Consider the following 26,974-nt stretch of genomic DNA (forward strand, 5'->3'; position numbering starts at 1 on the left):
CCGGTGGGTGTTGCGGGTGAGTTGTATCTGTCGGGTGTGCAGTTGGCTCGGGGGTATTTCGGTCGGCCGGAGTTGACGGCGGATCGGTTCGTGGCGAATCCGTTCGCCGCAGACCCCGACGGTGGTCGTCTCTACCGCACCGGTGATCTGGTGCGCTGGCTGCCGGACGGCTCGCTGGACTACCTGGGCCGCACCGATTTCCAGGTGAAGGTGCGTGGTTTCCGGATCGAGCTCGGTGAGATCGAATCGGTTCTGCGGAACCAGGATTCGGTGTCGCAAGCCGTCGTCGTCGTGCACAGCGACCGGCACACGGGCGAGCAACTCGTCGGATACGTCGTCCCCGCGGACGGCGCAGCGGTCGACGTGTCGGCGCTCGCGGCCGGGCTCGCGGCGGAACTGCCCTCGTACATGGTGCCGACCGCGTGGGTGGTGCTCGACGCGCTGCCGTTGAACATCAACGGCAAGATCGACCGCAAGGCCCTGCCGGCGCCGCAGGTGGTGCAGCGCGAGTTCCGGGCACCCACGACCCCGGTCGAGCAGGCGGTCGCCGCGGTGTTCGCCGAGGTGCTCGGTGTCGAGCGGGTCGGCTTGGACGACGATTTCTTCGCGCTCGGCGGCAATTCGCTGGTGGCGACGCAGGTGACGGCCCGGCTGGGTGCGGCGCTGGATGCGCAGGTGCCGGTGCGGTCGGTGTTCGAGGCCTCGACGGTGGCGGCGCTGGCGGCGGCGGTCGAGTCGCACGCCGGTTCCGGTGCGCGGGTGGCGCTGACGGCGCGTCCGCGTCCGGAGCGGGTGCCGTTGTCGTTGGCGCAGCAGCGGATGTGGTTCCTGAACCGCTTCGAGCCGGACTCCGCGGCCTACAACATCCCGATTCCGATGCGGCTGAGTGGCACTCTCGACGTCGCCGCGCTCGAAGCGGCGGTCCGTGACGTGATCTCCCGGCACGAGGTGCTGCGCACCTTCTACCCGGAGGTCGACGGCGCCGGCGTGCAGGAAGTGCTTCCGGCCGGGTGGTTGCCGGACGGTCTCGACCCGGTGCAGGTCGCCGACGACACCGAGCTGCGCACCCGGGTCGCGGAACTGCTGTCCGCGGGCTTCGACGTGACCGCGGCGCCGCCCGTGCGCGGCGCCCTGTTCCGGATCACCGAGAACGAGCACGTGCTCGCTCTCGTCGTGCACCACATCGCGGCCGACGGTGTGTCGACCGGACCGCTGGCCCGAGACATCGTCCTGGCCTACACGGCCCGCGTCGGCGGTCAGGCCCCCGCCTGGCAGCCCCTCGAGGTGCAGTACGCGGACTTCGCGCTGTGGCAGCGCGAGGTCCTCGGCGACGAGGCGGACCCCGATTCGTTGCTCTCGCAGCAACTCGACTACTGGGTCGACACGCTCGCCGGAACGCCCGACGTGCTCGACCTGCCCACCGACCGGCCCCGGCCGGCGGTGCGCGACGGCGTCGGCGGAACCGTCGACTTCGCGGTGCCGTCGGATGTCGTCGCCGGGATCAAGCGTCTGGCGGCGGAGCAGCGCGCCACGCCGTTCATGGTCGTGCACACCGCCCTCGCTGTGCTGCTGGCGCGGTTGTCCGGCAGCGACGACATCACGATCGGCACCCCGGTCGCCGGTCGCGGCGAGGCCGCACTCGACGACCTGGTCGGCATGTTCGTCAACACCCTGGTGTTGCGCACCCCGATCGATGCGGCCGCGTCGTTCCGCGACCTGCTCTCGGGAACGTCCCGCGCCGATCTCGGCGCGTTCGCGCACGCGGACGTCCCGTTCGAACGCCTGGTGGACCGCATCAACCCTGTTCGCTCGCAGTCGTTCTCGCCGCTGTTCCAGGTCATGCTGGCGTTCCAGAACTACAGCCAGTCGGTGGTCGAGCTTCCGGGCCTGTCGGTGTCTGCGCTCGAATTCGATTGGCAGGCAGCGCAATACGATCTCTCGGTCACCCTGGTCGAACCGGCCGGAGGTGACGGGTCCTACCTGGGCGAGATCGGCTACGCCGCGGACATCTTCGATGCGGCAACCGTGTCCGCCATCGCGGAGCGCCTCGTCCGCGTCCTGGCGGCCGCGACGGCCGATCCGGACGTCGTCGTCGGCGACCTCGAACTGGTCGACGACGAAGAACGCCGCCGGATGCTCGTCGAGTGGAACGACACCGCCCGACCGGAGACCGACGAACTGCTGCTCGACGGATTCGCCGCGCAGGTGCAGCGGACGCCGGACGCGCCGGCGGTGGTGTTCCGCGACGAGATCCTCGACTACGCGGCGTTCGACCGCCGGATGAACGCGCTCGCGCAGGTCCTCGTCGACCGGGGCGTGGGTCCGGAAGTGCTGGTCGGCGTGTGCATGAGCCGATCCGTCGACATGCTCGTCGCGATCTACGCGATCCTGCGGGCGGGCGGCGGCTACGTTCCGATCGATCCCGAGCATCCCCTCGACCGCACGGCGTACGTGCTCGAGGTCGCGGCACCGCTGCTCGTGCTCACCACCGCCGCGGACCGTGACGCCCTGCCGGGCGAGGTCGCGGCGATCGACGTCGCGGACCTCGACCTCGATGTCGAGACGGCGCAGGTCGACACGGCGCAGGTCGTGACGGCCGCCGGTCTGCGACCGGACAACACCGCGTACGTGATCTTCACGTCGGGTTCGACGGGACGCCCCAAGGGCGTCGCCGTCTCGCACCGGTCCGTCGTCAACCAGATCGCCTGGATGGCGGAGCGGTACGACCTCGGAGCCGGGGACACCGCGCTGCACAAGACGCCCATCACGTTCGACGCGTGTGTGTGGGAGCTGTTCTACCCGCTGCAGGCCGGTGCCCGGCTGGTGATCGCGGAGCCCGGCGGCCACCGCGACCCCGAGTACCTCGTGCAGGTCTCCCGCCGGTGGGACGTGTGCATCCTCGAGTTCGTGCCGTCGATGCTCGCGTTGTTCCTCGCCGACGACGGCCTCGCCCTGCCGCCGTCGCTGCGGTACCTGTCGGCCGGTGGCGAGGCACTGCCCCCGGAACTCGTGGCGCGTTTCGTGTCGCGTTCGGATGCGGTGCTCGACAACACCTACGGGCCGACCGAGGTCACCGTGACCTCGACGGTGTTCCGTTGTGTCGCAGAGGAATCCTCGTCGGTTCCGATCGGTGAGCCGATCCGCGGCGTCCGTGCGTACGTCCTCGACGCACGCCTGCATCCGGTGCCCGTCGGTGTCCCCGGCGAGCTGTACCTGTCGGGTGTCCAGGTCGCCCGCGGCTACCTCGGCCGGCCGGACCTTACCGCCGAGCGATTCGTCGCCGACCCGTTCGATACCACCGGTGGTCGCCTCTACCGGACCGGCGACCTGGTGCGGTGGCTGCCCGACGGCACGCTGGACTACCTCGGCCGCACCGACTTCCAGGTGAAGGTGCGTGGTCTGCGCATCGAACTCGGCGAGATCGAGACGGCGCTGACCGACCTGCCGGAGATCGGGCAGTCCGTCGTTGTGGTCCACGACGGTGAATTCGGTCAGCAGCTCGTCGCCTACGTGGTGCCGTCGGCGGGCGCGACCGTCGATGTCGACGCCGCCCGCGACCGCCTCGGCGAATCGCTGCCCCGGTACATGGTTCCCGACGTCGTGATGGTGCTGGACGAGCTTCCGCTCAACCACTCCGGCAAGCTCGACCGGCGCGCCCTGCCGGAGCCGGTGCTCGCCGTGCGCGAGTTCCGTGGCCCGACGACCGCGGTCGAGGAGATCGTCGCCGCCGTCTACGCCGAGGTGCTCGGTCTCGATCGCGTCGGCCTCGACGACGACTTCTTCGCCCTGGGCGGCAACTCGCTCGTCGCCACCCAGGTGGTCTCCCGGATCGGCAGCGAACTCGACACCCGGATCCCGGTGCGCGCGCTGTTCGAGGCCCCGACGGTCGCCGCACTCGCCGCGGTCGCCGAGCAGCACGCCGGTGCCGGCGGCCGGGTCGCGCTCACCGCGCGGCCGCGTCCGGACCGTATTCCGTTGTCGCCGGCGCAGTCCCGGATGTGGTTCCTGAACCGGTTCGATCCGGAATCGGCCGCGTACAACGTGCCGGTCGCGATCCGCCTGACGGGTGAACTCGATGTGACGGCCCTCGAAGCGGCCGTCAACGACGTCGTCGCCCGGCACGAAACCCTGCGGACCGTGTACCCGGAGGTCGACGGCGCCGGCACGCAGGTGATCCTGACGGCCGCGCAGGCACGGATCGAGCTCCCGCCGCGCGAGGTGACCGAGTCCGAGGCGCTCGAGCGGGTGTTCGCCGCGGTGGGAACCGGATTCGACGTCACCACCGCGGTGCCGGTGCGCGCGGAGCTGTTGCGCGTCGCCCCGGACGAGCACGTGCTGGTGGTCGTGGCGCACCACATCGCGGCCGACGGTTTCTCGATGGGACCGCTGACCCGGGACGTGATGGTCGCGTACGCGTCCCGGTCGCGCGGGGAGCACCCGTCGTGGGCACCGCTCTCGGTGCAGTACGCGGACTACACGCTGTGGCAGCGCGAGGTCCTGGGGGCCGAGGACGATCCGCGGTCGCTGATCGCCGGCCAGCTCGACTACTGGACCACCGCGCTGGAGGGTGTGCCGGATCAGCTGGATCTGCCCACCGACCGGCCCCGGCCGGCCGTCGCGTCGAACACCGGCCGCGACCACCGTTTCGAGATCGGAGCGGACGTCCAGGCCGGCATCGCCGACCTGGCGCGGCGTACGGGCGTGACCGCGTTCATGGTGGTGCACGCGGCGCTGGCCGCGGTCCTGGCACGCATGTCCGGCAGCGACGACATCGCGATCGGCACGCCGGTCGCCGGTCGCGGCGAGGCCGCGCTGGACGACGTGGTGGGCATGTTCGTCAACACGCTGGTCCTGAGGACGCGCATCGACGGCTCGGAGCCGTTCACCGACCTGCTGTCCCGGGTCAAGGACACCGATCTCGGTGCGTTCGGGCACGCGGACGTGCCGTTCGAGCGGCTCGTCGAGGTGCTGGATCCACCGCGGTCGCAGGCGCGGCACCCGCTGTTCCAGGTGATGCTCACGTTCGAGAACATCGGGCAGTCGAGCTTCGAGCTGCCGGGGCTGACGGTCGCCGGTGTGCAGGCCGAGAACCGCACCGCGAAGTTCGACCTGCAGTTCGTGCTGTCGGACACGTTCGCCGCCGACGGTTCGCCCGCGGGAATCGCCGCCGGTGTCACCTACGCGACCGATCTGTTCGACGAGGCGACCGTGGCGTCGCTCGCGCAGCGGTTCACCCGGGTGCTCGCGGCGGTCGTCTCCGATCCGGCCCTGCGGGTCGGTGACGTTCCGGTGCTGGATGCGGCCGAACGGATCTCGGTCCTCGAAACGTGGAACGACACCGCACACGAGACCGATTCGACCGCGACCCTCGTGGATCTGTTCGAGGCGCAGGTCGCGCGGACCCCGGACGCCCCGGCGGTCGTGTTCGGTGACGAGACCCTGACCTACCGCGAATTCGCGTCGCGGGTGCACCGGCTGGCGCGGGTCCTGATCGCGTCGGGTGTCGGTCCCGATGCGCTCGTCGCCCTGACGATGCGTCGCTCGACCGAACTGCTCGTCGGCATGTACGCGGTGGTCGTGGCGGGCGGCGCGTACGTGCCGATCGATCCCGACCAGCCGGCCGAACGCAACGAGTACGTGCTCGCGACCGCGGATCCCGTGCTCGTGCTGTCCACGAGCACCGACGCGATCGAGGCTCCGGGCCGCGACGTGGTGCTGCTCGATCGGCTCGACGTCTCCGGCTACCCGGACGGTCCGGTCACGGACGCCGAACGGCTCGGTGCCGTCCTCCCGGACAACACCGCCTACGTGATCTTCACGTCCGGTTCGACGGGCCGCCCGAAGGGTGTGGCGGTCGCGCACGCCGCGATCGTCAACCGTCTGCTGTGGATGCAGGGGCAGTACGAACTGACCGCGGACGACGTGGTCGTGCAGAAGACCCCCTTCACGTTCGACGTGTCGGTCTGGGAGTTCTTCTGGCCCTTGCAGATCGGTGCCCGCCTGGTCGTCGCGGCACCGGACGTGCACCGCGATCCGGCGGCGCTGGCCCGGCTCGTCGCCGACGCCGGCGTCACGGTCGTGCACTTCGTGCCGTCGATGCTCGCCGCGTACGTCGCCGAGCCGAGCGCGGCGGGATCCGGACTGCGGATGGTGTTCGCCTCGGGTGAGGCGCTGCCCGCGCCGATCGCCGCGCGGATGCGGGAACTCGTGCCCGGGGTCGCCGTGCACAACCTCTACGGGCCGACCGAGGCCGCGGTGGACGTGACCTTCCACGAGGTCACCGACGCGGACGTCGTGACCGTGCCGATCGGTGCGCCCGTGTGGAACACCCGGGTGTACGTGCTCGACGACCGGTTGCAGCCGGTGCCCGTGGGTGTCGCCGGGGAGCTGTACCTGTCGGGTGTCCAGGTCGCGCGTGGCTACGTGCGGCGTCCCGACCTGTCCTCGGAACGGTTCGTCGCCGACCCGTTCGCGACCGGCACGCGCATGTACCGGACCGGTGACCTCGTGAAGTGGTCGGCCGCCGGGGAACTGGAATACATCGGCCGCACCGACTTCCAGGTGAAGGTCCGCGGTCTGCGCATCGAACTCGGCGAGATCGAGTCGGCGCTGACGGACCTGCCCGAGATCGCACAGTCCGTCGTGGTGGTCCACGACGGGGAACTCGGTCAGCAGCTCGTCGCGTACGTGGTGCCGGCGGACGGCGCGGATGTCGAGGTGGCCGCGGTGAAGTCCGCGGTCGGGGCACGCGTGCCCGCGTACATGGTTCCCGACGTGGTGACCGTGCTCGACGCGTTCCCGCTCAACGCGTCCGGCAAGCTCGACCGCAAGGCCCTGCCCGCGCCGGTGTTCGAGGCCCGGGAGTTCCGTGCCCCGGCCACCCCCGTCGAGGAGATCGTCGCGGCCACGTTCGCGCACGTTCTCGGCGTCGATCGCGTCGGTGCCGACGACGACTTCTTCGCGCTCGGCGGCAACTCGCTCGTCGCGACGCAGGTCGCGGCGAGGCTCGGGGCGGCCCTCGACACCGAGGTGCCCGTGCGTGTCCTGTTCGAGGATTCGACGGTGACGGCCCTCGCGGCCCGCGTCGAATCCCGCGCCGGTTCGGGCCGGCGTGCGCCGCTCGAGCCGCAGCCGCGCCCGGACCGGATCCCGCTGTCGCTGGCGCAGTCCCGCATGTGGTTCCTCAACCGGTTCGACACCGCGTCCGCGGTCGACAACATCCCGGTGGCGGTGCGCCTGTCCGGCGAACTCGACGTCGACGCGCTGCGTGCGGCGGTCGCCGACGTGGTGGCCCGGCACGAGGTGCTCCGTACCGTCTACCCGGAGGTCGACGGCGCCGGGCACCAGGTGGTGCTGCCCGCCGGTGAGGCCGGGGTCGAACTGGACGTGCGAGCCGTCACCGCGGACTCGGCGTTCGAGGTGGTCACCGAGATCGTCGAGTCCGGATTCGACGTCACCGCACAGGTTCCCGTGCGTGCCGCGCTGTTGCAGCTCGGCGACGGCGAACACGTCCTGGTCTTCTCGGTCCATCACATCGCCGCCGACGGCTTCTCGATGGCACCGCTGACCCGGGACGTGATGATCGCGTACGCCGCCCGCTCGCGCGGTGAAGCCCCGGCGTGGGCACCGCTGCCGGTGCAGTACGCCGACTTCACGCTCTGGCAGCGCGAGGTGCTCGGCGCCGAGTCCGATCCCGAATCGGTGATCGCACGGCAGCTCGGCTACTGGACCGAGCGGCTGGCGGGCATCCCCGACCAGCTGGACCTCCCGAGCGACCGGCCGCGGCCGGCGGTGGCCACCAACCGGGGCGCGGCCTACACGTTCACGCTCCCGGCCCGGCTGCAGGACGCGATCGGCGCGCTGGCGCGTGACCGTCAGGCGACCCCGTTCATGGTCGTGCACGCGGCGCTCGCGTCCCTGCTGGCGCGGCTGTCCGGCACCGACGACATCGCGATCGGCGCACCCATCGCGGGCCGCGGCGAGGCCGCGCTCGACGATCTCGTCGGCATGTTCGTCAACACGCTGGTCCTGCGCACGGACGTCGCGGCGGGCGAAGCGTTCGAGGAACTGCTCGGCCGGGTCCGGTCCACCGACCTCGGGGCGTTCGCGCACGCCGACGTCCCGTTCGAGCGCCTCGTCGAGGTGCTCGACCCGGCACGGTCGCAGGGCCGGCATCCGCTGTTCCAGGTGGCGCTGTTCTTCCAGAACATGAACCGCACCGCGCTCGAACTCGGCGGACTGTCCGTCGCACCCGTCGAGACCGAGACGAACCTCGTCAAGTTCGACCTGCAGGTCGCGGTCGCCGAGATGTTCGACGACGCCGGCACATCGGCCGGTGCCGCGGTGGAGATCCAGTACGCCACCGACCTGTTCGACGAGTCGACGATCGTCGCGTTCGCGGACCGCTTCGTGCGGATCCTCGAAGCGGTGACCACCGACCCGGCGATCGCCGTCGGTGACCTGCCGGTCCTCGCTGCGGACGAACGCGCCGAGATCGTCGATGCGCGCAACCGGACGCAGCATCCCACCGTCGACACCCTGCTGCTCGACAGCTTCGACCGGCAGGCGGTCCTGACTCCGGACGCGAATGCCGTGGTCTACGAAGGTGATTCGCTCACCTACGCCGAGTTCGACGCTCGTATCACCGCGCTCGCGCGGCACCTGATCGCGCTCGGGGTGGGTCCGGAGTCGCGGGTCGCGCTCGCGATGCGCCGTTCGCTCGAACTGGTCGTCGGCATGTACGCCGTGCTCCGCGCGGGCGGCGCGTACGTGCCGGTCGATCCGGATCATCCGGCCGATCGCATCGCCTACATCCTCGACGCGGCGGACCCGGTCGCGGTGCTCAGCACCGAACGGGACGACTTCACCGCCGCGAGCGGCCGGACCGTGCTGTTCCTCGACACTCTGGATCTGTCCGGTGTCCCGACCGATCCGATCGAGGACTCCGAACGGCGCGGGTCCGTGTACGCGGGCAACACCGCGTACGTGATCTTCACGTCCGGGTCCACCGGCAAGCCCAAGGGTGTCGCGGTCCCGCACGGCGCGATCGTCAACCAGATGGAGTGGATGCAGGGGCAGTACCGGTTCACCGAGGCCGACGTGTACCTGCAGAAGACCGCGACGACGTTCGACGTGTCGCTGTGGGGCTTCTTCCTGCCGCTGCGGGTCGGGGCGACCCTCGTCGTCGCAACCCCGGACGGCCACCGCGACCCGCTGTACCTCGCGGAGCGGATCCGTTCGGCGGGGGTCACGGTCACCGACTTCGTTCCGTCGATGCTGTCGGTGTTCGTCTCCGCGGTGGCGGCGGGCGACGTCGCGGGCCTGCGCGACGTGTTCGTCATCGGTGAGGCCCTGCCCGCAGCGACCGCCGAGGCGTTCGCGCGGATCAGCGGCGCCGGGCTGCACAACCTGTACGGCCCGACCGAGGCGGCCGTCTCGATCACCTACCGGCAGGCCGCGCCGGGCGATACCGGCTCGGTGCCGATCGGTGTGCCGCAGTGGAATTCGAAGGTCTACGTCCTCGACTCCCGCCTGAATCCGGTACCCGACGGCGTGCCCGGCGAGCTGTATCTCTCCGGCGTGCAGTTGGCGCGCGGTTACCACGGCCGCGTCGACCTCACGAGTGACCGGTTCGTGGCCGACAGGTTCGAGGCGGGCGAGCGGATGTACCGCACCGGTGACCTCGTGTACTGGCAGGGCGGTGAACTCGTCTACATCGGGCGCACCGACTTCCAGGTCAAGTTCCGCGGCCAGCGCATCGAGCTCGGCGAGATCGAGGCGGCGCTGCTCGACGACGACGCGGTCATCTCCGCCGCGGTGCTCGTCGTCGACACCGCCACCGGTGAACAGCTCGTCGCGTACATCGTGCCGGGAGCACCGGAGTCGTTCGACCTCGATCGGGCCCGCCAGGCGCTGAGCCGGAAGCTGCCGACCTACATGATGCCGTCGGCCATCGTCGTGCTCGACGCGTTCCCGCTCAACGCGTCGGGCAAGCTCGACCGCAAGGCGCTGCCGGCGCCGGTGTTCGAGGCGCGGGAGTTCCGGGCGCCGTCCACCCCGGTCGAGCAGATCGTCGCCGGAGTGTTCGCGGACGTTCTCGGCATCGACGCGATCGGTGTCGACGACGACTTCTTCGAGCTCGGCGGCAACTCGCTCGTCGCGACCCAGGTCGTGGCCAGGCTCGGAGCGGCGCTCGACGCCGCGGTGCCGGTGCGTGCGCTCTTCGAGGCGACGACCGTCGAAGCGCTCGCCGCGCGTCTCGAGTCGCACACCGGCGGACCGGGTCGTGCCGCACTCGTGCCGCAGCCCCGCCCCGAGCGGATCCCGTTGTCGGCGGCGCAGTCCCGCATGTGGTTCCTCAACCGCTTCGACCCGGGTTCGGCCGCGTACAACATCCCGATCGCGATCCGCATGGCGGGCGCACTCGACGTGGCGGCACTGCAGCTCGCCGTCGACGACGTGGTCGCCCGCCACGAGGTGCTGCGCACCGTCTACCCGGAGGTCGACGGCACCGGGGTGCAGGACGTGCTGTCCCCGGAGCGGGCCCGCCTGACACCGGCCGTCGAGAACGTCTCGGAGACCGCCGTACTCGAGCGGGTCGCCGAGCTGGTCACGGCCGGGTTCGACGTCACGACGGCGGTTCCGGTCCGCGCGGCTCTGCTGCGGATCGCCGAGGACGACCACGTGTTCGTGTTCGTCGCGCACCACATCGCCGCGGACGGTTTCTCGATCGCGCCGCTGACCCGCGACGTCGTCACGGCGTACGCGGCCCGCGTGCAGGGTGGCACCCCCACCTGGGCGCCGCTGCCGGTGCAGTACGCGGACTACACGCTGTGGCAGCGGGACGTGCTCGGCGACGAGGCGGATCCGCAGTCGCTGCTCGCGCAGCAGCTCGGGTACTGGACCGAAGTCCTCGCCGGGGCTCCCGAGGAGGTGACGCTGCCGACCGACCGGCCGCGTCCCGCCGCGCTGTCGCACCGCGGTGCCACCCACCGGTTCACCGTGCCCGCCGACGTGCGGGCCGGTATCGACCGGCTGGCGGGGGAGCGGGGATCGACGCCGTTCATGGTGGTGCACGCCGCGTTGGCGCTGCTGCTGGCGCGGTTGTCCGGCAGCGATGACGTCACCGTCGGTGCTCCGGTGGCCGGTCGAGGTGACGCCGCGCTCGACGATCTCGTCGGCATGTTCGTCAACACGCTCGTGCTGCGCACCCCCGTGGTGGCCGACGAGACGTTCGCGGACCTGCTGGCGCGGGCCAGGACGGCGGATCTCGGCGCGTTCGGACACGCCGACATTCCGTTCGAGCGTCTCGTCGAAGCGCTCGACGTCGAACGGTCCACGGCGCGCAACCCGCTGTTCCAGGTGGCTCTGGTGTTCCAGAACCAGCCGGCTGCGGCGTTCGATCTCGGTGGACTGCGGCTCGCCGCAGTCGAATTCGAGGACGGAGTCTCCCGCTTCGACCTGCAGGTGACCGTCACCGAGGTCGGTGCCGGAGGCGAATACCGCGTCGACCTGACCTACGCGACCGACCTGTTCGACGAGTCGACCGTGGTGGCGTTCGCCGAGCGGTTCGGCCGGGTGCTCGCCGCGGTCACCGCCGATCCCACGATCGTCGTCGGGGACGTCGAGGTCCTCGCGGACTCCGAGCGCGCGGCCCTCGTCGGCGCCGCCCGCGCGGGCGCCGCTGCCGCTCGCGCTCCTCGCGGCCGGGTGTGGACGTCGACCCTGCCCGCGCTCATGGCGGAGGCCGTCGCGAAGAACCCGGACGGGACCGCGCTGGTCTTCGGCGACCGCTCGCTGACCTACCGGGAACTCGACGAGCAGTCCTCGCGCCTGGCGCGGGTGCTGCTCGGCCGGGGAATCGGATCGTCCGATCTCGTCGCGATCGCGGTGCCGCGGTCGATCGAGTCCGTGCTCGCCGTGTGGGCGGTCGCGAAGACCGGCGCCGGCTACGTCCCGGTCGACGTGAAGTACCCGGCCGATCGTGTCGCGCACATGATCGACGATTCGGGAGTCGTTCTGGGCCTGACGATGTCGGCGCACGTCGACGGACTGTCGGACGGTGTCGACTGGCTCGTGCTCGACGACGCGGACGTGCGGTCCCGGTGCGCTGCCGAATCCGATGCGCCGGTCACCTACCGGGATCTGCCCGCACCGATCCGGTCGTCGCAGGTCGCGTACGTGATCTACACGTCCGGTTCGACGGGCCTCCCGAAGGGCGTCGCCGTCACCCACGCCGGTCTGCACAACTTCTGCGTCGAGCAGTACGAGCGGTACTCGCCGACGGAGCAGTCGCGCGTCCTGCACGTGGCATCGCCGAGTTTCGACGCGTCCGTCCTCGAACTGCTGCTGGCGCTCGGCGCGGCCGCGGCGATGGTGGTCTCGCCGCCGGACGTGTTCGGCGGGGACGCACTCGGGGACCTGATCCGGCGCGAGTCGGTGACGCACGCGTTCATCACCCCGACGGTGCTGGCGTCGATGGATCCGGCGGGTCTGGATTCGTTGCAGCATCTCGTCGCCGGTGGCGAGGCGGTCTCGGCGGACATCGTGGAGAAGTGGGCGCCCGGACGGTCGCTGTACAACGGCTACGGGCCGACGGAGACGACGATCATGTCGAACATCTCCGAACCGATGGTCCCCGGTGCGCCGGTCACGATCGGCGGGCCGATCCGCGGAATGCGGGAACTGGTGCTCGACAGCCGGTTGCGGCCCGTTCCGGTGGGCGTGCCCGGCGAGTTGTACATCGCCGGTGTGCAACTCGCTCGCGGATACCACGAGCGTCGCGGTCTGACCGCGGAGCGATTCGTCGCGGATCCGTTCGGTGTTCCCGGTGACCGCATGTACCGCACGGGCGATGTCGTGACGTGGACGGCGGACGGCGAGATCGCCTACGTCGGGCGCAGCGACTTCCAGGTCAAGATCCGCGGTCTGCGCATCGAACTCGGCGAGATCGACGCGGCCCTTTCCGCGCACCCGTCCGTCGACGTGGCCGCGACGGTCGCGCACAAGGACGGCGAGTCCTCGTCGGCGCAGCTCGTCGGATACGTGCTGCCGGTGGCGGGGGAGCGGATCGATCCGGCCGAACTCAAGGAGTTCGTGGCGAGAAGCGTTCCCTCGCACATGGTTCCGTCGGCGATCATGGTCCTCGACCAGCTGCCGCTGACCCCGGTCGGCAAGCTGGATCGCCGGGCCCTGCCGGCGCCGGTGTTCGAGGCGCGGGAGTTCCGCGCACCCGTCACGCCGGTCGAACTCGCGGTCGCGGCCGTGTTCGCCGAGGTCCTCGGTGTCGAGCGGGTCGGTCTCGACGACGACTTCTTCGAACTCGGCGGGCATTCGCTGCTGGTGATCAAGGTGATCAACCGGTTGCGGGACCTGACCGGTCTCGAGGCCGGGGTCCAGGAGTTGTTCGACCACCCGCAGGTCGAGGATCTCGCGCGGGCGATCGACCCGCAGCGCAGCGGACCGGACGTCGCGAGCTTCGCGGAACACGTGAGCCTCGCCGCGGACATCACCGCCGACGGGGCGCAGCCGCCGCGCGTCGAACCCGAGGTCGTGCTGTTGACCGGTGCCACCGGTTTCCTCGGTTCGCACCTGGTGCGGGAACTGCTCGATCGCACCGACGCCGAGGTGTGGTGCCTCGTCCGGGCCGAGTCGCCCGAACACGGCCTGGCCCGCATCGTGGAATCGATGCGCCGCTTCGGATCCTGGCGGGACACCGGAGCCGACCGCATCGTCGCGGTGCCGGGTGATCTCGGGCAGGACCGGCTCGGGCTCGACGAGGACCGGTTCGCCGAACTCGCCGAGCGGGTCGACGCCATCGTGCACAACGGGGCACGTGTCAACCACATCGAGACGTACAGCCGGTTGCATCGGCCGAACGTGCTCGCGACGGAGGAACTGCTGCGGCTCGCCGCGACCGTCCGGCTCAAGCCGCTGCACTTCGTGTCCACCGGCTCGGTCCTCACCGACGAGGCGGCGCTCGCGGAAGGGCGGCCGTACGTCGCGGGCGAGGACGATCTGCTCGAGGCGGAGCGGGTCGGCGGCTCGGGGTACGTCCAGTCGAAGTGGGTCGGCGAGGCCGTGGTCCGGCTCGCCGGCGAACGGGGCGTTCCGGTGTCGATCTACCGGCCCGGTCTGATCACCGGCGACGTGGAAACCGGTGCGTGCGGCTCGGACGACGCGTTCTGGAACATGGTGCGCGCCATCGTCGCGCTGCAGCAGATTCCGGACATCGCGACCGGCACGGTGCCGATGGTCCCGGTCAACTACGTCGCACGGGCGCTGGTGCAGCTCGCCGTCGATCCGGTGACCTGGGGTGGGACCTACCATCTCGTGTCGCAGCGGCGGGTGCCGATGTCCGAGCTCGAAACGCAGTTGCGTGCGCACGGATTCGACCTGCGCACGGTGACGGTGCCCGAGTTCGGGGAGGCGTTGTTCACCACGGCGGAGAAACTCTCCGCGGCCGGTGACGACAGTCTGATGCGGGCGATGCTCGTGTCCGGCCAGTTCGCGTCCGGTCTCGCCGAGATCGAGACGTTCTCGGACGAGAAGACTCGCGCGCACCTGGCCGGGACCGGCGTGGAGTGCCCGGTCGTGGACGCGGAGGTGCTCGGTCGGTACGTGGAGTACTACGCCCGGACCGGCTTCTTCCGCCGGCTCGACGGCTAGAACCGGAAACGGCCGGACCGGAACGTGGGTTCCGGTCCGGCCGTTCCGGTTTCGAGCTGTAGATACGGATCAGACGCCGAGCGCACCGGCGAGGACCGGCCAGGAGTTCTCGAGGTCGTCGCGCCAGTAGCCCCACGAATGCGTTCCGGTGGGCCGGAAGACGACGGTCGCGGGAATGTCCAGTTCGTCGAGCCGCCGCGCCATGTTCTGCGTGCAGCCGTTCGTCGCGGCCTCGATGATCCCGCCGACGACGACCTGATTCGCGAGTACCCCGATGTCTCCGTCGATGTCGGGTCCGGTGAGGGTGTCGTACTGTCCGGGCAGGCCGCTGCCGTTCGACAGGTACAGGGCCAGACCACGCAGCTTCTCGGCGTTGACGTAGGGATCGTTCTCCACCCAGTCGGGGTCGTCCGGTGGGCCCCACATGTTCTCGGTGTTTCCGTCGCCCCAGGTTTCGACCACGAGATTCACGTACGCCTGCCCGACCGGGTCCGACGTCTGCGCGCAGCCGCTGTACGCGGCGACGCCGCGATAGAGGCCCGGCTTCGCGAGGGGAAGCTGCAGCACCGACGTGCCCGACGACGAAAGGCCCGCGATCGCGTTGACGCCGTCGGCGCCCAGACCGGCGTCGATCAACGGGGGCAGTTCCTCGGTGAGGAAGGTGGTCCACTTGTTGACACCGAGCACCGGATCGGGCCGCTGCCAATCGGTGTAGTAGCTCCACTTGCCGGCCATCGGGGTCACCACGTTGATGTTCTTGTCGGCCAGGAACGTCGCCGCGTCGGTCCGTGCCCGCCAGGTCGCACCGTCCTCACCGCCGCCGGCGCCGTTGAGCAGATACAACGTGGGGCGGGGCACGCTCGTGTCCTTCGGACGGATGATATCGAGCGGGATCTCCCGGTCCATCGACCCGGAATACACGTACATCACGAGGGACTGCGCGTCGCGCACCTCGATCCGTGTGATGCGTGAACCGTTGACCGACACCGGCGATGCGAGCGGCTGTGCGTTGTCGATGACCGGATCCGCCTCTGCGGCACCGGCGGTGACAACGGGGAACAGTGCGGTGACGAGGGCGAACGCTGCCGCCTGGGCCACTCGCGCACGCCGCGTTCTGCCCTGGCCGGGCGCGCGGAGCGCATCGCGTGATGCCGGTCGGATCATCGTCGTGGACCTGCCTGTCGGGGGCGTCGGAAGCCCCGACGCCGGCTGGGTTCGGTTGTCTCATCGTCGCGAAACGGGTTTCCGTTTCATCACGGCAATAGTGCCTCGACGGCCGATGCACGGCCAGAGATCCGAACTTCTTTACGGTATCGTCACCGTTGGCGTACGGTGTGATCCGCACCGATGGGGGGTTCGTGCTGTCGCCGCCATCGTTGAACCGGCCGCTGCGGCGGTCGCCTACAGGAGGAGTTCTCAGATGCGTCGTGCACTGACCGTTCTGCTCGGCAGCGCAGCCGCTGCCGGTATCGCTTTCGGCGCCGCGGGTGCCGCTCAGGCGGAACCGATCGTGCCGCAGGCGCCGATCCCGTTCATCGGCCTGACCGTGGATCAGCTCACGGACGCGGTCACTCCGCCGAACTGCCCGCCGGGCAACCTGTTCGCCGTGATCGGCGGTCAGTGCTTCGTGATCGGCTGATACGCGACAACCGTTCGCAACAGTCGACGATGGGATCCCTTCGGGGGTCCCATCGTCGCATGTACGAGGGCGCTGCTCCGCGGTGACCCGACACGCAGGAACAGCAATGGAGAAGGTGGGAAGCGAGCGCATGCGCCGAAACACGAACCGTACGGCGGTAGCCGTCGCGAGGTCCCTTGCCGTGGTACTGACCGCGGCCGCACTGCCCATGGCTGTGGGTACTGCCTCTGCGGGGGCCGATCCGGTCCTCGACACCGGGAAGGTTCTCGCTTCGGTCGAGTCGCCCAACGGTTCGAAGATCACCAAGGCCGAGGTGTACGACGAGCACTCGATCATCATCTGGGTCTACTCGGCGTCGATGGGACGTGAGATCCCGGTCGACGTGTGGCGTCCGGCCGACACGAGCGAACCGCGGCCCACGCTGTACCTGCTCAACGGTGCCGGTGGCGGCGAGGACGCCGGGACGTGGCGTCTTCAGACCGACGCGATCGACTTCCTGACCGAGAAGAACATCAACGTCGTGTCGCCGCTGGGCGGCCGGTTCAGCTACTACACCGACTGGTACTCCCCGGACCCGGTCCTCGGCAACAACAAGTGGACGACGTTCATCACCGAGGAACTGCCGCCCATCGTCGACGCCGCGCTCGGCACCAACGGCGTCAATGCCATCGCCGGCCTGTCCTCCTCCGGCACGTCGGTGTTCTCGCTCGCGACCGCGAAGCCGGGCCTGTTCAACGGCGTCGCCGCCTACAGCGGGTGCGCGCAGACGTCGGACCCGATCGGCAAGCAGTTCGTCAAGCTCACGGTCGAGACCTGGGGTGGCGGCGACGTCGTCAACATGTGGGGTTCGGACGACGACCCGGCGTGGGAGGCGAACGATCCGTACCTGCACGCGGAGAAGCTGCGCGGCCTGGAACTGTACGTCTCGAACGGCACCGGCCTGCCCGGCCGCTACGACAACGGCGACGGCCCGGGTATGAACGGTGACGCCGGGAACGTGGCCAACCAGGTCATCGTCGGTGGCGTGATCGAGGCCGCCACCAACTACTGCACGCACAATCTGCAGGACCGGCTGAACGAGCTCGGCATTCCGGCGACCTTCAAGTTCCGCGACGACGGCACCCACTCGTGGGGCTACTGGGAGGACGAGCTGAAGGAGTCGTGGCCGGTGCTGGCACGCGCGCTCGACATCGACGAGAGCTGATCCGCGAGCGCATCGCGACAGCCGCGACGAACATCTCGGGGCCGGTGACGAACTTCGTCACCGGCCCCGAGGTCGCTTCTACCGGGGAGCGGTTCAGGCCCGCCACACGAACCGGCGCGGCTTGAGCCGGTCGAGGGTGGTCCACAGCTTGTAACGCCGGCCGGGGATGCTCACGACCCGGCCCTTCGCCGCGTCCTCGAGGGCGGTCCGCGCGACGTCCGCGGTGTCGAGCCACAGCTGCTTCGGGACGCCGGACACGTCCTGCCCGCCACGAGGATGGAACTCGGTGTCCATGAATCCGGGGCACAGCGCGACCATGCGCACCCCGTCCGCGGCGACCTTGTGGGCGAGCCCTTCCGAGAACTTGACGACCCACGCCTTGCTCGCGCTGTACGTCGACGCCGGGCCCGTGAACAGACCCGAAACACTCGCGACGTTGACGATCGTGCCGCGGCCCGCAGCCCGCATCGACGGCAACGCGGCGTGCGTCAGCTCCAGCACCGCGGTGACGTTGACCCCGAGCTGGCCGCGCAGCAGGTCGAGGTCCGCGTCCCAGAACTCACCGTCGGTGAGGAAACCGGCATTGTTGACGAGGACGTCGACGCCCTTCGCGAGCCGTTCGGAGGCCGCGTCCCGCCCCGCCTCGGTCGCGAGATCCGCCGCGATGATCTCCGCGCGCACGCCGTGCGTGCCGGCGAGTTCGTCCGCCAGCGCGCGCAGTCGTGCCTCGTCGCGCGCCACCAGAACCAGATCATGCCCCTGCTCGGCGAGCAATCGGGCGAAAGCCGCGCCGAGTCCGGAGGTGGGGCCGGTGACGAGTGCGACCGGGCGGGTCGATGGTGATGTGGCTGCGGAATCAGTCATGCGGCCACCGTAGTGGACCTCGCTCAATTGTGGGCGGCCGCATGGCGATAGCCGCGGACAGCCGGATACAGGAAGACCGCGATCATTCCGAACGACCACGCGCAGGTGAGCAGCAGCGGCTCGAGGACGGGTCCGCCGAGCGAGAGACCCTTCATCGTGTCGACCGCGCAGGAGAGCGGCTGGTACTGCACGACCGGCTGCAGCCACGTCGGATACGCCATCACCGGCACGAACCCCGAATTGAAGAACATCAGCAGAGTGCAGACGATCGACACGGTCTCCACGAGCGGGGAATCGCCGGACATCACGGCCAGCGCGGTGATCATCACCGCGAAACCCATTCCGAACAGAATCGGGATCAGCAGCATGACGACCCCGGCGAGCGGTCCCTGCAGGAAACGGAATCCCAGGGCGGTTCCGACGATCACGATGAGCAGGGTCGTGGCGAAGATCCGTACGGCCTCGGCCATCATGCGGCCGACGAGGCCCGAGGCGCGGTGGACGGGCATCGCCCAGAACCTGCTGAGCAGGCCCTTCTTGCGCTCTTCCCGCAGTCCCACGGCGCTGACGACCGACCCGAACATCGCACCGATCAGCGCGATCAACGGAACGTTGCCGTAGATCGCGGGTTGCCCGGTCGCCGCGGTGATCGAATCGCCCAACACGAGCCGGAACATGAGGAGCGTCAGTGCCGGATACAGCAGTGCCTGAATCATCGTCGCCGGGTCGCGTGACCAGCGTCGCAGCAGCCGGCCGCACTGCATCAGGCTGTGTTCGACGAGCGCGCGTGCCGAGCCCTCCGGATGCGCCGCGTCGGGCTCGGGGAAATCGAACATCCGGTCGGCGTCGAAGGCGCGCTGCGGTACGCGGTCGGTGTTCGTGCTCATCCGCGCCTCACACTCGCCCAGACCGCGAGGGGCGCGCACACCACGAGCAGGCCCGCGCACCACAGGGCCGCCGGCAGCAGCACCGAGGCGGTGATGCCACCCTCCGCCATGTCGCGCATCGCGAAGGAGAACTGGGAGATGGGCTGGTTGCGGACGAACGGGCGGATCCACTCGGGAAAGCCCTCCTCCGGAACGAACCCGCAGGACAGCATGCCCAGGATCAGCTGCGGCAGAGCCAGCGCCTGCGAGGTCGCCTCGGGACTCTTCGCCAGCGAACCGATCGCGTCGGCTCCCAGCGACAGGGTGACGCCTATGAGCAGTCCGAATCCGCAGAACGCCGCTGCCTGCCAGAAACCGGCGCTGAACCGGAACCCGATGACGTGCCCGAAGAGCAGCGCGGCTGTCAGCGCCACCACGGACCGAAAGAAACTGCTGGTCATACGGGAGGTGAGCGGTGCCGGCGCCGATACCGGCATCGTCTTGAGCCGGGTGGTGAATCCGTTCGCGGATTCCCTCGCGGCGACCTGCGAAGCGGAGATCGCGGTGAAGGCCATCGCCTGCAGCACGATGATCGGCATGAGGAACTGCGCGTAGTCGATGCCCTTGATCTGCATGACGAACTTCAACGGCAGGTAGAAGCCGATCGTGAAGACCAGCGGCGCGATGATCGCGATGAACAGCTGTCCCTCGCGGACCATCGCCCGGATGGACCGGCCCGACAGGGCCCGCCACTGGTGGAAACCCGACGGTTCGACCCGTCGGTGCACACCGACGTTCCTGTCGGGCAGCGACAGCCCGGCATCGCGTCGAAGGCTGCGCTGTGCAGTGGCACCCTTCGCGGTCGCGGTCACGTTGCCACCTCTTCCGCCGGCTGTTCATCGGGAAGGGCGGAGTGACCGGTCAAGGTGAGGAACACGTCGTCGAGTGACGGTCGGCGCAGTCCGATGTCCGCGAGCGGAATCTCCTCGGAGTCGAGCCGGCGCAGCGCTTCGGCGAGCGTTGCAGCCCCGCCCGGCGCGGGAATCGAGACGCGGTCGACGCTCGGATGCTGCGCGACCTCGGCACGCACCTCGTCGGGCACCAGGTCGCCGAGCGCTTCGATCACCCGCGGCACCGCTGCCGGGTCTGCCGGGACGACCTCGCAGAAGCTGCCACCGGTGCGGGCCTTCAGTTCGTCGGCCGTACCCTCCGCGACGATGGTGCCCCTGTCGATGACGATGATGTTGTCGCTGAGAAGATCGGCTTCTTCGAGATATTGCGTGGTCAGCAGCACCGTGATGCCCTGGTTCTTCAGTGCCGCGACGAGCGACCAGACGCCCTGGCGGCTCCGTGGGTCCAGGCCGGTGGTCGGTTCGTCGAGGAACACCACCTCGGGCCGCACGACGAGTCCGCACGCGATGTCCACCCGTCGCCGCATGCCGCCCGAGTAGTGCCGGACCGCGCGCCGACCCGCCTCCACGAGATCGAATTCCTCCAGGAGGGCTTCCGCCCGGGCCTTCGCCGTCGCGCGGTCGAGTCCCATCAGGCGACCGAAGAGGATGAGGTTCTCGCGGCCGGTCAGCGCCTCGTCGAGCGCGGCGTACTGCCCTGTCATCATGATCGAGCGCCGGACTTCCGGCGCCTGGGTCACCACGTCGTAGCCGGCGATCCGCGCGCGGCCGCTCGTGGGCCGGATCAATGTCGACAGAATCTTGACGGTTGTCGTCTTTCCGGCGCCGTTCGGTCCGAGGATTCCCAGGACGCTGCCCGGGGGCGCGGAAAAGGAGATTCCGCTGAGTGCGTGCACATCACCGAACGATTTGTGGACGTCTTCCACCAGTACTGCGTAGTCCTGATATCCCAGCATCACGCTCCGCCGTCGAGTTCGATCCGGAATGGCCCGTTCTGTCCCCGTTCCCCTGCACTTCCTGTTCCTCGCTGTTTCTCGGCGCGAGGACCGTCGTCGTCTCGCCGATGCTACCCGCGCGGACGATCCGGACACGGCCGTCCGGAATCGCGCCGTCCGGAATCTTCGTGGATCCGGACCGGGAGGCAACTTCGCGTGCTCTGGTTGTAATGCCCGTTTCCCATCCGAACAGACAATGCGTCGGCTATCGTGAAATTCGCGTCGGGGCGGGACTTGCGGGAGATTCCGAGTGAAAATCCTTCTGCGTGATGGCCAGGCACGGCTCGCGAAGCGAGTGCAATATCGACGGGCGATGACACCGCGTCACGCCCTCGAATTGGTTTCCGACGCGGTTACCGGGGAATCGGCGATCGTGGACGTCTGGGTATTCGCTCCCGGTCCCGACGGTGCCGGCCCGATCGACCGGAATTTTCTGCTCGAATGGATCGGCGACCGGATCTCGCGGTCGAGGGCGCTCACCGAGCAAGTCGAATTCCACCGCTGCCCGGCGGACCCGAACTGGATTCGGGGCATCGACCCGCAGTGGGAGCAGCAGGTGTATTGCGTCGACGTCGCCGGGGAGAACTGGGACGCATTGCGGCGCAGATTCGCGGCCGTGCTCGCGGAACCGATGGATCTGAGCAGGCCGCCCTGGGAATTGCACGTATTGACCGGGGCGAAAGGAATCGACGGTTTTCCCGACGGCTCGACTTTCGTCGTCCTGAAATTCCACCACTGTGTCGGCGACGGAATCGAGACCGTGGCGATCGCTCGCCGGCTGTTCGACGACACGGACGGTGAAGCCGAGCCCGCCGATCCGGACGTGCTGTCCGGTCCACCGCTCCTCGTGCAGACGGCGGCCGTGCCCGTCCGGGTCGTACGCATGCTGCGCGCCTGGCGCCGGGCCCGGGCCGCGGTCGCGGAGTTCGAGGATCTGGTCGCCCGCGAGGAGATCATCCCGGCACCGGCTGCGCCTCGTACCCGCTTCAACGGGCCGTTGTCCGGCCGCACGACCGCCGACGTCCTTCGGTGGGACCTGGGCGCCGTGCAGCAGGCGCGGCGGAAGGTGCCCGGTGCGACCGTCAACGATTTCGTCCTGGCCGTGGTGGCCGGTGGTCTGCGCGGATACCTCGAACGTTACGGGGAGCTGCCCGAGGAACCGCTCGTCGCGGCGATCCCCATGTCCGTGATCCCGCCCCGGGACCGAGTGCGGGCGCCCGAGCGCGGTTCCAACCAGTTCTCGATGGTCCTGCTTTCGCTGGGCACCGACGAACGCGATCCGCTCGTACGTTTCCGGTCGATCGTGTCCGCTTCGGCCGCGGGCAAGGCCCGGGCGCGAACCGCGGCCGCCGTGACCGCGACGACCGCGCTCGACGACTACCCCTGGTGGGTCGCCAAGCGCATCGTCGCCGCTCATCAGCGACGGGTATCGGCGGGAGCGCGGGTGGTCGCGAACACCACCGTGGCGAACGTGCCCCGGGGTTCGGGCGTGCTCACGTGCTGTGGTGCGCAGGCAGTTTCGGCGTTCGGTGTGCTCGCCGTCCACGGCGGGGGAGGGCTCGGACACATCGTGACGTCGTTCGGAGACGAACTGGCGCTCACGTTCACCGCGGACGAGTCGATGATGCCGGATCCCGGTGCCTACCGGGACGACCTGCTCGCCTCCTTCGACGCGCTGGTGACGGCTGTCGACGGTCGTTCACAGGGTGATCCCCCGAGGAACCGCATCTCGGTGTGACCTGAGACAGCTTCGACGTGTATTTCCGTTACCCACCGTTACCGAAAGGTAATGTCCGTATTCGGTGCCGTACCGACTGCCGGTACGACGCCGACACGGCAAGGGGTGTCGTGACATCACCAGATAGGGACGGACGCGGAATGAATGGACGGTCGGGGGCCGGACGCACAGCACGACGCCGGGTGATGACACCCAGGCACGCACTCAATCTCACGGATCCACGGACCGTCGATGAATCGAAGTTCGTGCAGATCTGGGTCTTCGAACCGGGCGAGCCCGGCCAGGAGCCGATCGGCCGCGACGAACTCGTCGAGTGGATGACCACCCGGCTCGACCGGTCCCGGGTGTTCACCGAGATCGTCGAATTCCGGTCGCCGTTGGCATATCCCGTCTGGCGGACGGCCGAGCACGTCGACGTCGCCGACCACATTCGGTGCCTCGACCTCGACGGTGCCGGCTGGGACGGGTTGACCGCCGAACTGGCTCGTATCGTCGCCGCGCCGATGGATCTGAGCAGGCCGCTGTGGGAACTGCACGCGATCACCGGGGTGCGGGACGTGCCCGGCATTCCGGACGACGCCTACTACATCGTGATCAAGTTCCAGCACGCGATCGGGGACGGCATCGAGGCGGGCGCGATCTCGCGGCGGCTTTTCGATGCTCCCGACGCGGACGTCGAGAAGCCCGAACCCGAGTACACCCCGCCGGGGCTGTTGCGTCAGGTCGCGGCGGTCCCCGGGCAGGTGGTGAGCATGCTGCGCGCCGCACGCCGCACCAAGGAAGCGGTCGCCGAACTCGACGCCCTGACCGCCCGCGGGGAGATCCCGCCCGCGCCGACCGCGGTGCCGAACCGGTTCAATTCGCCTGCGAGCGGCGGTGCGGTGGTCGTGGACGTCGCACGGCGATCGCTCGATGCCGCGCAGGCCGCTCGCCGGACCGTGCCGGGAGTCACCGTCAACGACTTCGCACTCGCCGTCATCTCCGGGGCGATGCGTGAGTACCTGCGCCACCACGGTGAGCTCGGTGCCGACCCGGTGGTGGTCGCGTCGCCCATGTCGCTGGTGCCGCTGGCCGAGCGTCGCGGGAACCCGGAACAGGCGTCGAACCAGTTCGGGATGATCCTGGTCGACCTGCACGTGCAGGAACCCGACCCGCGAGTCCGCCTCCAGAAGATCGCCGAATCCACCGCGCAGGGCAAGCAGCGCAGCCGCAGCGCCCCGGCGATGATTGCGACCACCGCGCTCGACGACTACCCGTGGTGGATGGCCCGCAAGGTCGTGGCGGCGACGCACCACGCCGTCGAAGCCGGGACCGGTATCTCCGCGAACGCCATGATCACGAACGTTCCCCGTGGATCGTCCGAACTCACCCTGTTCGGGCGGCGCTCCCTCGAGGCGTTCAACCTGTCGTCGGTCCACTCGGGTTTCGCGATGAGCATCACGTCGCTGGGCGGTGAACTGTCGATCAGCTTCACCGCGAACGCGGCGGCGATGCCGGACCCGCAGCGCTTCCGGCGGGCACTGGAGGATTCGTTCGACGCGCTCGTCTCGGCCCTGGGGTCCACCGATCCGGACCGGCCGACCGTTCCCGTCGGCTGAAGCTCAGTCCCAGACTCCGACTTCGTCGAGGTGCCGGACCAGACGCTGGGCACCGTCGGTGAAGTGCTGCCGGGTCACCTCCCCGGCAGCATCGGAGTCGCCGCGGGCGAGTGCGTCGATCAGCCGCGTGTGACTCTGCACGGCGGCGGCGCCCCAGTCGGGGTCCGAGGAATAGAAGCTGGCCGGCGTGTAGCGGGTGGCATTGAGCAGGAACCAGGACAGTTTGCGCGCGTCCGCCGCCCGGTTCAGGGTCCGGTGGAACACGAACTCGATGTCCTCGATCCGTCCGCCCTCGCCGGCGCGCACGGCCTCGCGCAGCTGCTCGTTGAGTTCGGTGAGTTCTGCGACCGTCTCCGGTGTGATGGCCCGCGCCGCGCGCCGGGCGAGTTCCTCCGCGATCTGTCCCTGGAGCCAGAACAGGTCGTCGATGTCGCCGCGACTCAGCGGTGCGACGACGTACCCGCGGTGCGGGACCAGCTCGACCAGGCCCTCGCCACGCAGAGTCAGCAGCGCCTCCCGCACGGGTGTGACGCTCACGCCGAGTTCCGCGGCGGTCTCGTCCAGCCGGATGAAGTCTCCGGGCCGCACGCCGCCGGACATGATGCGATTGCGTACGTGGACGGCGACGTCGTCGGACAGCTGGGGACGGCGGCGCAGCGCGCGGGACCCGACGGGACGCGGCCGGGCGGACGATGTCATGGGCACTCCTCGGGTCCGGGGCTCGGTGGGGGACCGGATCCGGTCGGTGCAGTATCCCACCCCGGCGCCCGCCCCGGGCCCGCACGGCGATGCGGATCCACCTATTGTCGTTCCGTGACTGCGACCATCAGCCGTCGGCGGTTTCTGGGAGGAGCGGCAGCGGGCGTAGCCGCATGGGGCATGGCCGGGACGCCGGCCGGTGCCGCGACCCCGGAGCGTCGGCTGCCCGACCCCGGCTCCATTTCCGAAACCGACCCGGCGCTGATGAGTGCGCTCTCGGCCGCCGCACTGCTGCACGGCGGCGACCTGCATCCGCGTGAACTGCTCGACGCGTGCATCGCGCGCAGCCGAGCGTTCGACGGTGAGATCGGCGCATGGATCCGGATGTATCCGGAGGTCGCGTACGCGGCGGCGGATGCGGCTGCCGAACGGCTCCGACGCGCCCGCCGCGACGGTGTCGCGGAATCACCGCTGTGCGGATTGCCGGTCGCGTTGAAGGACATCTTCGCGGTGGCTGGGTTACCGCTGACCGCCTCGAGCCGTGTGCGCGAGGGCAACATCGCGGCAGGGGATTCCGGGGTCTGGAGCAGGCTGCGTGACGCCGGGGCCGTTCTCGTCGGTCACGTGCACACCGACGAATTCGCGTTCGGGGTTGCGACCCCGCAGGTAGGCAACCCCTGGAACACGGATTTCTCGCCCGGCGGGTCGTCGGGTGGAAGTGCGGCGGCTCTGGCTGCGCGGTTCGTTCCGCTCTCGGTCGGCAGCGACACCGGGGGCTCGGTGCGGCTGCCGGCGAGCGCGTGCGGCGTCAGTTCGATCAAGCCGTCGTTCGGCCGGGTCACCAAGTCCGGCATGATTCCGCTGACCCCGACCCGTGATCACGTCGGTGTGATGGGACGCAGTGTCGCCGATGCCGCACTGCTCCTGGACGTGCTCGCCGGGGAGGACCCGTCCGACCCCGGGACGCTGCTCGCACCGCCGCTCGCGGGGGAGGGCTTCGCGATTTCGGCGCGCGGCGGCGCCGCCCCGCTGGGTCGGGTGCGTCTCGGTGTCCCCGACGCTGCCGTCGTGAAACTTCCCGCGGCGCTGCGGTCGCTGTTCGACGACCTGCTCGATGCGGCCCGTGCCCTGGGAGCGCAGATCGTTCCCGTGGTGGCCCCGGCCGAGCCCGACTCGATGGTCACCGGCGACAGGGTCGAGGTCGGGGCCTACCATCGGCAGTTCTCGGACCGACTGCACCTGTACCGGCCCGACCTCCTGCCCTCTCTGGCGGCGGCCGCGGCGGGACTGGCGCTCCCGGCGGCCGAGTATTTCGGCCTCGAACGCGACCGGCTCCGGTTCCAGTACGACTACAACCGGATGTTCGTCGACAACAACCTCGATGCGGTGGTGTATCCGGGGACGTTCGTCGACGGCGCGGGCAGGGACGAATTCCTCGGGTACACCGTGTCCGAAAGTGTGCAGGGGGATGTTCGGTGGGCGAATTATGCTGGGGCGCCGGTGGTTTCGCTTCCGGTCGGCCGGTCGTCCGCGACCGGCATCCCGTTCGGTGTGCAGCTCGGTGCCCGAGCCTGGCAGGACCGTGAGGTCGTGGCTCTCGCTCTCGAGCTGCAGGAGGCGTTGCCTGCCTGGCGTGACGTGCCGGCGATCGCAGCGGCGCCTCGCGAGATTCCCGAGGCGCGGGTGATTGCGCCGGGCCCCGGACCCGACCCGACGAACACCCTCGACGCACGAGCGACGATAATTCCTTCCATCACGACGGCCACCGGGCCGAAGTGACGCCGGCGCACGTG

General features: G+C 69.7%; 12 protein-coding genes. 6 read left to right on the top strand and 6 right to left on the bottom strand.

Going from position 1 to position 26,974, the window contains the following annotated elements; all coding sequences use genetic code 11:
* Positions 1-14,667 (top strand): non-ribosomal peptide synthase/polyketide synthase (locus ACWDTS_RS22275; RefSeq protein ID WP_450119054.1); only part of this gene is annotated, 14,667 nt, incomplete at its 5' end.
* Between the two features lie 69 nt (positions 14,668-14,736).
* Here ACWDTS_RS22275 and ACWDTS_RS22280 read toward each other — a convergent pair.
* Positions 14,737-15,831: an alpha/beta hydrolase gene (locus tag ACWDTS_RS22280; RefSeq protein WP_282582239.1), complete on the bottom strand. Its 1,095-nt coding sequence runs from the start codon at positions 15,829-15,831 to the stop codon at positions 14,737-14,739.
* A gap of 256 nt (positions 15,832-16,087) precedes the next feature.
* Here ACWDTS_RS22280 and ACWDTS_RS22285 point away from each other — a divergent pair, with 256 nt between their 5' ends.
* Both ACWDTS_RS22285 and ACWDTS_RS22290 read left to right on the top strand, forming a co-directional pair.
* A complete protein-coding gene (locus tag ACWDTS_RS22285; RefSeq protein ID WP_197257071.1) occupies positions 16,088-16,306 on the top strand; it encodes a hypothetical protein in 219 nt (72 codons plus the stop codon).
* Between the two features lie 130 nt (positions 16,307-16,436).
* Positions 16,437-17,510 (top strand): alpha/beta hydrolase, encoded by a 1,074-nt coding sequence (locus ACWDTS_RS22290; RefSeq protein ID WP_197257091.1) that lies wholly within the window; start codon positions 16,437-16,439, stop codon positions 17,508-17,510.
* A 93-nt stretch (positions 17,511-17,603) separates the two neighbouring features.
* Here the strand turns inward: ACWDTS_RS22290 and ACWDTS_RS22295 are convergent, their stop codons facing one another.
* From ACWDTS_RS22295 to ACWDTS_RS22310, 4 genes are read right to left on the bottom strand one after another with little or no spacing between them, the layout of a single operon-like run.
* Complete coding sequence (locus tag ACWDTS_RS22295) at positions 17,604-18,374, bottom strand: SDR family NAD(P)-dependent oxidoreductase (RefSeq protein ID WP_450119055.1); 771 nt, start codon at positions 18,372-18,374, stop codon at positions 17,604-17,606.
* 23 nt (positions 18,375-18,397) lie between these two features.
* The gene (locus ACWDTS_RS22300; RefSeq protein ID WP_450109295.1) at positions 18,398-19,261 is read right to left on the bottom strand and encodes an ABC transporter permease; all 864 of its coding nucleotides are present in this window, start codon (positions 19,259-19,261) and stop codon (positions 18,398-18,400) included.
* Positions 19,258-20,112: an ABC transporter permease gene (locus ACWDTS_RS22305; RefSeq protein ID WP_450119056.1), complete on the bottom strand. Its 855-nt coding sequence runs from the start codon at positions 20,110-20,112 to the stop codon at positions 19,258-19,260. The genes ACWDTS_RS22300 and ACWDTS_RS22305 overlap by 4 nt, the downstream gene beginning before the upstream one ends.
* On the bottom strand, positions 20,109-21,107 hold the full coding sequence (locus tag ACWDTS_RS22310; protein ID WP_450119057.1) for an ATP-binding cassette domain-containing protein: 999 nt from the start codon (positions 21,105-21,107) through the stop codon (positions 20,109-20,111). The genes ACWDTS_RS22305 and ACWDTS_RS22310 overlap by 4 nt, the downstream gene beginning before the upstream one ends.
* Positions 21,108-21,459: 352 nt before the next feature.
* On the opposite strand from ACWDTS_RS22310, the gene ACWDTS_RS22315 reads away from it, so the two are divergent.
* Together ACWDTS_RS22315 and ACWDTS_RS22320 are read left to right on the top strand one after the other, a co-directional pair.
* Positions 21,460-22,884: a wax ester/triacylglycerol synthase domain-containing protein gene (locus ACWDTS_RS22315; protein ID WP_248675546.1), complete on the top strand. Its 1,425-nt coding sequence runs from the start codon at positions 21,460-21,462 to the stop codon at positions 22,882-22,884.
* Positions 22,885-23,129: 245 nt separating this feature from the next.
* Positions 23,130-24,482, top strand: a complete 1,353-nt coding sequence (locus ACWDTS_RS22320; RefSeq protein ID WP_450119058.1) for a wax ester/triacylglycerol synthase domain-containing protein — start codon at positions 23,130-23,132, stop codon at positions 24,480-24,482.
* Between the two features lie 3 nt (positions 24,483-24,485).
* Here ACWDTS_RS22320 and ACWDTS_RS22325 read toward each other — a convergent pair whose 3' ends face one another.
* On the bottom strand, positions 24,486-25,181 hold the full coding sequence (locus ACWDTS_RS22325; protein WP_450119059.1) for a GntR family transcriptional regulator: 696 nt from the start codon (positions 25,179-25,181) through the stop codon (positions 24,486-24,488).
* Positions 25,182-25,295: 114 nt separating this feature from the next.
* On the opposite strand from ACWDTS_RS22325, the gene ACWDTS_RS22330 reads away from it, so the two are divergent.
* On the top strand, positions 25,296-26,960 hold the full coding sequence (locus ACWDTS_RS22330) for an amidase (RefSeq protein ID WP_450109301.1): 1,665 nt from the start codon (positions 25,296-25,298) through the stop codon (positions 26,958-26,960).
* The last annotated feature ends 14 nt before the right edge of the window (positions 26,961-26,974 follow it).

The organism is Rhodococcus sp. NPDC003383, from assembly GCF_053589115.1.

Excerpts from the sequence above, each read along its gene's own strand:
- ACWDTS_RS22290 (WP_197257091.1), top strand. The coding sequence starts at position 16,437 with ATGCGCCGAAACACGAACCGTACGGCGGTAGCCGTCGCGAGGTCCCTT.
- ACWDTS_RS22280 (WP_282582239.1), bottom strand. The coding sequence starts at position 15,831 with ATGATCCGACCGGCATCACGCGATGCGCTCCGCGCGCCCGGCCAGGGC.
- ACWDTS_RS22310 (WP_450119057.1), bottom strand. The coding sequence starts at position 21,107 with ATGCTGGGATATCAGGACTACGCAGTACTGGTGGAAGACGTCCACAAA.
- ACWDTS_RS22295 (WP_450119055.1), bottom strand. The coding sequence starts at position 18,374 with ATGACTGATTCCGCAGCCACATCACCATCGACCCGCCCGGTCGCACTC.
- ACWDTS_RS22315 (WP_248675546.1), top strand. The coding sequence starts at position 21,460 with ATGACACCGCGTCACGCCCTCGAATTGGTTTCCGACGCGGTTACCGGG.
- ACWDTS_RS22300 (WP_450109295.1), bottom strand. The coding sequence starts at position 19,261 with ATGAGCACGAACACCGACCGCGTACCGCAGCGCGCCTTCGACGCCGAC.
- ACWDTS_RS22285 (WP_197257071.1), top strand. The coding sequence starts at position 16,088 with ATGCGTCGTGCACTGACCGTTCTGCTCGGCAGCGCAGCCGCTGCCGGT.
- ACWDTS_RS22325 (WP_450119059.1), bottom strand. The coding sequence starts at position 25,181 with ATGACATCGTCCGCCCGGCCGCGTCCCGTCGGGTCCCGCGCGCTGCGC.